5 protein-coding genes and 2 pseudogenes are annotated in these 7,661 nt (G+C 59.3%); 2 read left to right on the top strand and 5 right to left on the bottom strand.

The window, feature by feature from the left end:
- From K289_RS49925 to K289_RS0139900, 5 genes and pseudogenes are all read right to left on the bottom strand, one after another.
- Positions 1 to 232, bottom strand: a pseudogene (locus tag K289_RS49925) (IS256 family transposase); the annotation flags it as partial.
- Positions 233 to 332: 100 nt separating this feature from the next.
- Positions 333 to 686, bottom strand: a pseudogene (locus K289_RS47110) (ATP-binding cassette domain-containing protein); the annotation flags it as partial.
- A gap of 13 nt (positions 687 to 699) precedes the next feature.
- Complete coding sequence (locus K289_RS0139910; protein WP_027556438.1) at positions 700 to 1,860, bottom strand: amino acid ABC transporter permease; 1,161 nt, start codon at positions 1,858 to 1,860, stop codon at positions 700 to 702.
- 3 nt (positions 1,861 to 1,863) lie between these two features.
- Positions 1,864 to 3,036, bottom strand: coding sequence for an amino acid ABC transporter permease (locus K289_RS0139905; RefSeq protein WP_035687845.1), 1,173 nt, complete (start codon positions 3,034 to 3,036; stop codon positions 1,864 to 1,866).
- A gap of 104 nt (positions 3,037 to 3,140) precedes the next feature.
- The gene (locus K289_RS0139900; RefSeq protein ID WP_027556436.1) at positions 3,141 to 4,169 is read right to left on the bottom strand and encodes an amino acid ABC transporter substrate-binding protein; all 1,029 of its coding nucleotides are present in this window, start codon (positions 4,167 to 4,169) and stop codon (positions 3,141 to 3,143) included.
- A gap of 879 nt (positions 4,170 to 5,048) precedes the next feature.
- Here K289_RS0139900 and metC point away from each other — a divergent pair.
- Complete coding sequence (gene metC, locus K289_RS0139895; protein ID WP_027556435.1) at positions 5,049 to 6,212, top strand: cystathionine beta-lyase; 1,164 nt, start codon at positions 5,049 to 5,051, stop codon at positions 6,210 to 6,212.
- A 426-nt stretch (positions 6,213 to 6,638) separates the two neighbouring features.
- Positions 6,639 to 7,661, top strand: a 1,023-nt coding sequence (locus K289_RS0139890; protein WP_027556434.1) for a molybdopterin-dependent oxidoreductase, incomplete at its 3' end; no start/stop codon positions are given.

Raw genomic sequence — 7,661 nt, 5'->3', positions numbered from 1 at the left:
CGCCGTGGAAGCCGATCCGTCCCCGCGTTCGGCCCCAACGGTGCGCCCGCCGCGCCGCATCGCGACCGTGGCGCGGCCCGCAGGCCGCCGTGACATCCGCCTCCATCATCGTGCCGAGCGCCTCGATCCCCGCCGCAAGGCAGAACCGATCAAAGCTCGCCCGCACTTCTGCAAACGCTTCGTCCACAGCCCCAGTCGCCGGCGAACCAGCCGGTGTGATATCTCTCGTCATGGCGTTGCTCTCCTTTGTGGAATCAGCACCCCGAGCCTACCGGCTCAAGGTGGGCAACGCCGACCTCTTCAGAAATTCAACAGAACCCGGGACATCCCCGAATCGTAAGATGCGGAAAGAGATTGAAGTTCTGAAACACCATACCGACCTCACGGCGAACCTCGTCGATCTTCTTGAGATCGTTCGTAAGCTCCTTGCCGTCGACGATGATCTTGCCCTTCTGGTGCTCTTCCAGGCGATTGATGCAGCGGATCATGGTCGATTTGCCGGACCCCGACGGCCCGCACACAACAATGCGCTCACCGCACATCACCTTGAGGTTGACGTCCTTTAGAACGTGGTACCCGCCATACCATTTGTTCATGCCGATGATCTCAACTGCGACATCAGTCGGCGAAACTCGCGTCCTGCTGACATCCAGTTTCGTGGCGCCGGACATCCGTTTTGTGCTCATGCAGGCCTCCTTCTCACCGCCCATGCCCAGTTTCAAGACGCCGTTCCACATGTTGCGAATATCGGGACATGCCGAAACAGAAGATCCAGAAGATCGCCGCGGCAAAGATATAGCCGGTCCTTGCGGTCTGCGGCGTCGCCCAATTGGCATCCCCGGAAATGCCCTGTTTGACGATCCCAAGCAGATCGAACATCGAGATGACGAGGACCAGCGTCGTGTCCTTGAACAGTCCGATGAAGGAATTAACGATCCCCGGAATGACGAGCTTTAGGGCCTGCGGCAGGATGATCAGCCCGGTCTTTTGCCAATAGCTGAGCCCAAGAGAATCCGCTCCCTCGGACTGGCCCTTGGGCATAGCCTGCAGCCCACCCCGCACCACTTCCGCCATGTAAGCGGATGAAAACAGCGCAACGCCGATGAGCGCACGGAGCAACTTGTCGAATGTCGTACCGGGCGGCACGAAAAGTGGAAGCATGAACGCTGCCATGAACAGCACTGTGACCAGTGGGACTCCCCGCACAGTTTCAATGAAAATGACAGAAAGTAGCTTGACCGTCGGCATGTTGGAACGCCTCCCAAGAGCCAAGAGAATGCCCAGGGGGAGCGAAACCACGATGCCAACGTAGGCGAGGACGAGAGTGACCATAAGTCCACCCCAGAGTGGGGTCTCGACATAGGGCAGTCCCGAGATCCCGCCAACCAGCAGAACGAAGGCAATGAACGGATAGATACCGAAGAACAGGATTGCATTAACTCGTTTGAACGGCAGGCGCGGAATGAGCAGCGGGGCAAGCAGTCCCACGAAAATGATACCCGCCAGGATCACGCGCCAGCGCTCTTCCAACGGATAGCGGCCGAACATGAAATAGCCGAACCGGTTGGAGACGAATGGCCAACACGCACCCGACCAATCGGCTGGCAGTTGCCCGCCCTGTTCCATGGTAAGGCAAGCGGTTCGGTCGGTGCCGATCCAGACGGCATTGAAGAACAGCCAGTTCAGGATCTGTGGCAGCGCCCACGCTGCCACGAGCACAGCAATGGCCGTCAGGAACATATCCGCCGGCGTCGCGAAGAGATTCTTGCGCATCCAGGCTACGATCCCGACCTCGGATCTGGGCGCAGCTTGTGCAGGGGCGATGTCGGTGCGCACCCAGGCGATTTCATGTTGCTGCATGGCTCACCTCTGCCTCAGTGCCAGCTTGACGTTGAACCAGTTCATGACGAGCGAGGTCAGAATGCTCAGGCCGAGATAGACCACCATGAAGATTACGACGACCTCGATCGCCCGCCCGGTCTGGTTCAGGATCGTACCGCCGACTGCGTACAAATCCGCGTAGCCGACCGCCACAGCAAGCGACGAGTTCTTCGTCAAGTTCAGATATTGGCTCGTCAGCAGCGGGATGATGATACGTAGCGCCTGCGGGATGATCACCAGGCGCAATCCCTGGCCAGAGCGGACACCCAGCGCAGAGTAGGCTTCCGTCTGGCCCTTCGGGACACCCTGAATGCCAGCACGAACGATTTCTGCGATGAAAGCTGCCGTATAGAAGGACAACGCCAAAAGTAGCGACAGGAATTCGGGCTTCACGTTAAGGCCGCCCGTCAGCATGAAGGTGCCCTTCTGTGGGAATTCGACGGTCATCGGAAATCCTGCAAGCGCGCAACCAAGCAACGGAAAACCGATGAGGAGCGCAACAGACACCCAGAAGACCGGGAATTGCTGTCCCGTTGCCATCTGGCGCGCGTGCCCCCTTCGCGCGACGTACCAGGACAGCACAATGGCTGCCATGAGCCCCGCAATGATGACCCAAGCTCCCTGGCTCCAGATCAAGCGCGGGAGATAAAGACCGCGATTGTTCAGATATGAGCCGAAGGGCAACGACAGGCTGCCGCGGACGTTGGGCAGCAACGCAAGCACCCCCTGGTACCAAAAGAGAATGACGAGCAGCAGCGGGATATTGCGAAAGACTTCAATGTAGACGGTCGCGAGCTTGCGTATCATCCAGTTGCTCGATAGTCGGCCGATACCAACCATAAAGCCAATGATCGTGGCGGCGATGATGCCCAAAACGGCGACACGCGCCGTATTCACAATGCCAACCAGCAGGGCCCGGCCGTAGGATGACTCCGAACTGTAATCAATAAGCCGGTCGGGAATCTCGAACCCGGAGCGTCCGTTCAGAAATTCAAATCCTGTCGGGATATTGGAACGACGCAGATTCTCGATCGTGTTGTCAGAGATCCACCAGAGCCCGGACACCAAGAGGACGATAATTACGCCCTGAACGACGATGCTTCGCAGCTTCGGGTCATAGAACGGCGACGCTTTCGTCGGCGCGACATCGAGCATTACCTCCTGTGACACTGCGCTCCCCTCGCGTGAATTCTTGATGCCGATGTGGCGTGCCATGATTCTGAACAAGGCTCGATTGCCTCAAGCCCATCGCAGGGCTGTCAGCGTATCGGCACGCCGTATTGGATGCCGCCTTTGGTCCACAACGCGTTGACACCGCGGGCGATCTTCAAGGGGCTACCTGAACCGAGGTTGCGCTCAAAGATTTCCGAATAGTTGCCGGTCGCCTTGACGATGTTAGCGACCCAGTCGTTTGAGAGGCCCAGATCAGTGCCGATCCTCGTTCCGGCTTCAGTCCCGAGCATCCGCTTGATGTCGGGATTGCTGCTCCCCTTCATCTCATCGACATTCGACCGAGTGATACCAGCCTCCTCAGCATCAAGCAGCGCAAAGTAGGTCCACTTCACGATGTTGAGCCACCTGGTGTCCCCCTGGCGAACGGCGGGCCCGAGCGGCTCCTTGGAAATGATCTCCGGCAATATGACGAAGTCCTTGGGCGACGACGTGTGCAGACGAGCCGCGTAAAGCCCGGATTGATCGTTTGTGAAGGCGTCGCAACGACCCGCGTTGTAGGCCGCGGTTGTCTCCTCAAGGGTGTCGAAGACAACGGGTGTGTAGTCTATCTTGTTGGCCTTGAAGTAGTCGGCGAGATTCAATTCGGTCGTCGTGCCCGCCGCCACACAGATCGCCGCGCCCGACAGTTGCTTGACCGACTTAACATCGGGCAACTTCCGCGCGTCGATCATGAAACCCTGGCCATCATAGTACATAACGCCGACGAAGCTGATGCCAAGCGAAGTGTCGCGGCTCACAGTCCAACTGGTGTTGCGCGATAGGATGTCGATTTCTCCGGATTGAAGCGCGGTAAACCGGTCTTTGGCAGTCAGGCCGGTGAACTTGACCTTGCTGGGGTCACCGAATACGGCTGCTGCAACCGCGCGGCAAAAATCGACGTCGAGACCAGTCCACTGACCCTTGTCATCCGAAGCGGAAAAGCCCGCCAGGGCTACGTTCACACCGCACTGAAGGAAGCCCTTCGACTTGACGTTGGACAACGTGTCTGCCGACGCCACCGATGCCGTCAGCGCAAGTGCCGCCATGCCTGCCGCGATTGCCAGAACGTTTCTCATGGTCTCCACCCCTCCTGTTCGTCAAACATATCTTCCGTGACGGACTTCTAACCGTGAGCCCGCCCGGCCTCTTGGAACGTTTCGGATTTGTTATGGCAATAGGATCTCGGCGAACGCCGCCCAGGCCCAACCCCCGTCATAGAGCTGATAATCTTTTCAGCCCACGCGCACAGGCTTCAACGCGATCGCCGCAACGTAACCGATTGCGTAACGCACGCTGATCAGACAGAGTCGCCCTTCGGACAACCGATCCGCGAAGGGCGCGTGGAGCTCGGGAAATCCGGCGCTCCCGTCCGAAGCGACTCGCTCTTTGCGAAATGGCATCCTCCCGACTCAACCTGTTCGCTAGAGCTGAACGCTGTCACGCAACGTGGCGGGCGCCGTCTCGCTTTCTTCTATTTTCTAGGCATCAGCATCGCGTCGTTTTTTGGATCAAGCAAACGAGATATATTCACGGGTCAGTTCAATTTTTCTGAAGTGCACCCTGTGGACGCTTCGCATGAACCCCGGCAGAGGCCTGATGAACCTGAAGGTTGAAAGAGAGCCCTCAAAGTATGCCTTATGGTTTTTGATCTCAGCGGCAGAGTCTCGGCGCTAGCAGTCGGCAGCCGATCAGGTCTGCCCGCAGCGATAATCGGCACTGACCAAAATCGCTTATGAATGTCGTCAAGAAATTTGGATTGTGTAGTTAAAGCCCTAAGCCTAATCATTTGACGTACCGCCCCGCATCAATGCGAGACGACTCTCACAGAGTGCCCATAAAACTCGGCCTCCACGTCGGGCCGAATTCTTTAGTCTGAAATAGCTATTCCGCAAGATATCCATGCCCCTCTGGTCGCGCGCGGCGCACTGATCTCCCCCTACTCCAAGGTTTGCGTCATGAAAAAAGACACGCTGCTCGTCCGAGGTGGCCGTGCCGCCACCGGCCCGGTCAACCCCCCGGTATCACGTGCGTCCACGATTCTGTTTAAGGACCTTGCCGCCTTCAGCGCCACGCGCGCCGACCGTTTCGGGGCGCTGCGTTACGGTATCCACGGCACTGACACACTATTCGCGCTCGAGCAGGCAATCACGAGGATCGAAGGCTGCCACCGCGCGATTGTTCTGCCGTCCGGGCTTGCCGCCATTACGGCTGCTCTCACCGCCGTCCTCAAGACGGGTGATCACCTACTCATGGTGGATACGGTCTACGGACCTACGCGCGCCTACTGCGATGGCTTACTAGCGCGGAACGGTATCGAGACAACCTATTACGACCCCTTAATCGGAGCGGGAATCGCCGGGCTCTTTCGCGACAATACGCGAGCGGTATTCTGCGAAAGTCCCGGCTCGCTTACCTTCGAGGTGCAGGACATACCCGCCATCGCGAAGGCGGCGCACGCAAGATCGATCCCCGTTCTGCTCGACAACACTTGGGCGAGCCCGCTGTTCTTCGACGCCCTCGCCAACGGCGTTGACATCTCGATCCAGGCGGCAACCAAATATCTCTGCGGCCACTCGGATGTGATGATGGGAACTATCGCCACGACCGAGGAATGGTGGCGACCAATTCGTAACGTCGTAGCGGATCTCGGCTTCTCAACCAGTCCGGATGACTGCTATCTGGTCCTGCGGGGCATGCGCACACTCGGTGTACGGATGCGCCACCAGATGCAAAGTGCGCTTACCGTCGCGCGCTGGCTTCGGGCGCAGCCGGACGTACTGCGCGTACTACATCCCGGCCTGCCCGACGATCCGGGACACGCGCTCTGGTCACGCGACTTTAGTGGCTCCTCCGCACTTTTTGGCGTCGAGCTTGCGTCACGTTCTCAAATCGCGCTCACAGCCTTCATGGATACGCTGGAGCTGTTCGGGATCGGCTCGAGCTGGGGAGGCTATGAGAGCCTCGTCTTGCCGGCCCACTTTACGCGCACCGATCGCCCCTTCCCATTGTCGGGCAGTCTTGTGCGCCTGCATATTGGCCTTGAGGACCCCACCGATCTCATTGCCGACCTCACGAAGTCGCTTGCGGCCATGCGCTCCGCGGAGGCCACTGCAACATGAGCCGGGGTCGAAGCGGGCGAGCGTCATAAGCGAACTGTCTTTGACGGACACGAATGTCCTGCCGCAGGCATCTCGGTATTGTAGTCGCGGACGAACTCACCGGCGCCCGTCACTCCTCCACGAGACCACGTCGCGTAGGCTTCGAGCAAGCCAAGTCGCTCAAAGGGCTCCGATAGGCTCGCTTACAGCTTGCGTTAGCATTTTTCACTATCCGACTTTACCACGGTACTGGCATGATCTCGTGGACTGCGCTCACAGCACCGTTTTCGCGACGGCCGTCTCGCCGCGCCCCGGACCAAGGATGGTATGGAGGCATCGCGATCTACTGGATGACTCAAGTTCAGTTTGTAACCGTTAACGCAAATGATGACCTTTGTGCTGCAGTGGTGATTGCAGTTCAAAAACAATCGCTCCGGAGGGAGACGTATGATTGACAGACGCGACCTGCTCAAAGGAGCGGGCCTCGCCGCGTTGGCGGCGGGATTCGGCGCCAGCAAAGTGCTCGCCGAGGACACCGTGACCCTGCCTTTCGCCAATGGCGAACGGCCGCTGGTGAAATATCCGCAGAAGCGGCCGATGATCGGCCTGACCAGCCGGCCGCCGCAGCTCGAGACACCGTTCGCGGTGTTCAATGACGGCCCGATCACGCCGAACAACGCGTTCTTCGTCCGCTATCATTTGTCGGATCTGCCCTACAATCTGGATCCCGACAAGTTCACGCTCGAGATCAAGGGCAAGGTCGACAAGCCGCTCAAGCTGTCGCTGAGGGATATCCGGAAGATGAAGGCGACCGAGATCGTCGCCGTCAACCAGTGCTCCGGCAACAGCCGCGGTTTCTCCGATCCGCGCGTCGCCGGCGGCCAGCTCGCCAACGGCGCCATGGGCAATGCACGCTGGCGCGGCGTGCCGCTGAAGACCGTGCTCGGGATGGCGGGCGTGCAGGCCGGCGCCAAGCAGGTCACCTTCAACGGCATGGACGGCCCGGCCAGCGACAGGACGCCGGACTTCGTCAAGGCGCTCGATCTCGAGCACGCCACCGACGGCGAGGTGATGCTGGCCTATGGCATGAACGGCGAGGACCTGCCGTTCCTCAACGGCTTTCCGCTGCGCCTGATCGTGCCGGGCTATTACGGCACCTACTGGGTCAAGCATCTCAACGAGATCACCGTCATCGACAGCGTCTATGACGGCTTCTGGATGAAGTCGGCCTACCGGATTCCGGACACGCCGAACAATGCGATCGAGCCCGGCACCGCGCCGAAGGCGACCATCCCGATCAACCGCTTCACCATCCGCTCCTTCATCACCAGCGTGCCCGATGGCGCCAAGCTGAAGGTGGGAGCTACGACCCTGCGCGGCATCGCCTTCGACGGCGGCAAGGGCATCAAGGAGGTCGCGGTCTCCACCGACGGCGGCAAGACCTGGACCAGTGCGAAGCTCGGCAAGGAT

This window comes from Bradyrhizobium sp. Cp5.3 (genome assembly GCF_000426265.1).
GTDB lineage: Bacteria > Pseudomonadota > Alphaproteobacteria > Rhizobiales > Xanthobacteraceae > Bradyrhizobium > Bradyrhizobium neotropicale.
This window is presented reverse-complemented; position numbering and strand designations above follow the sequence as displayed.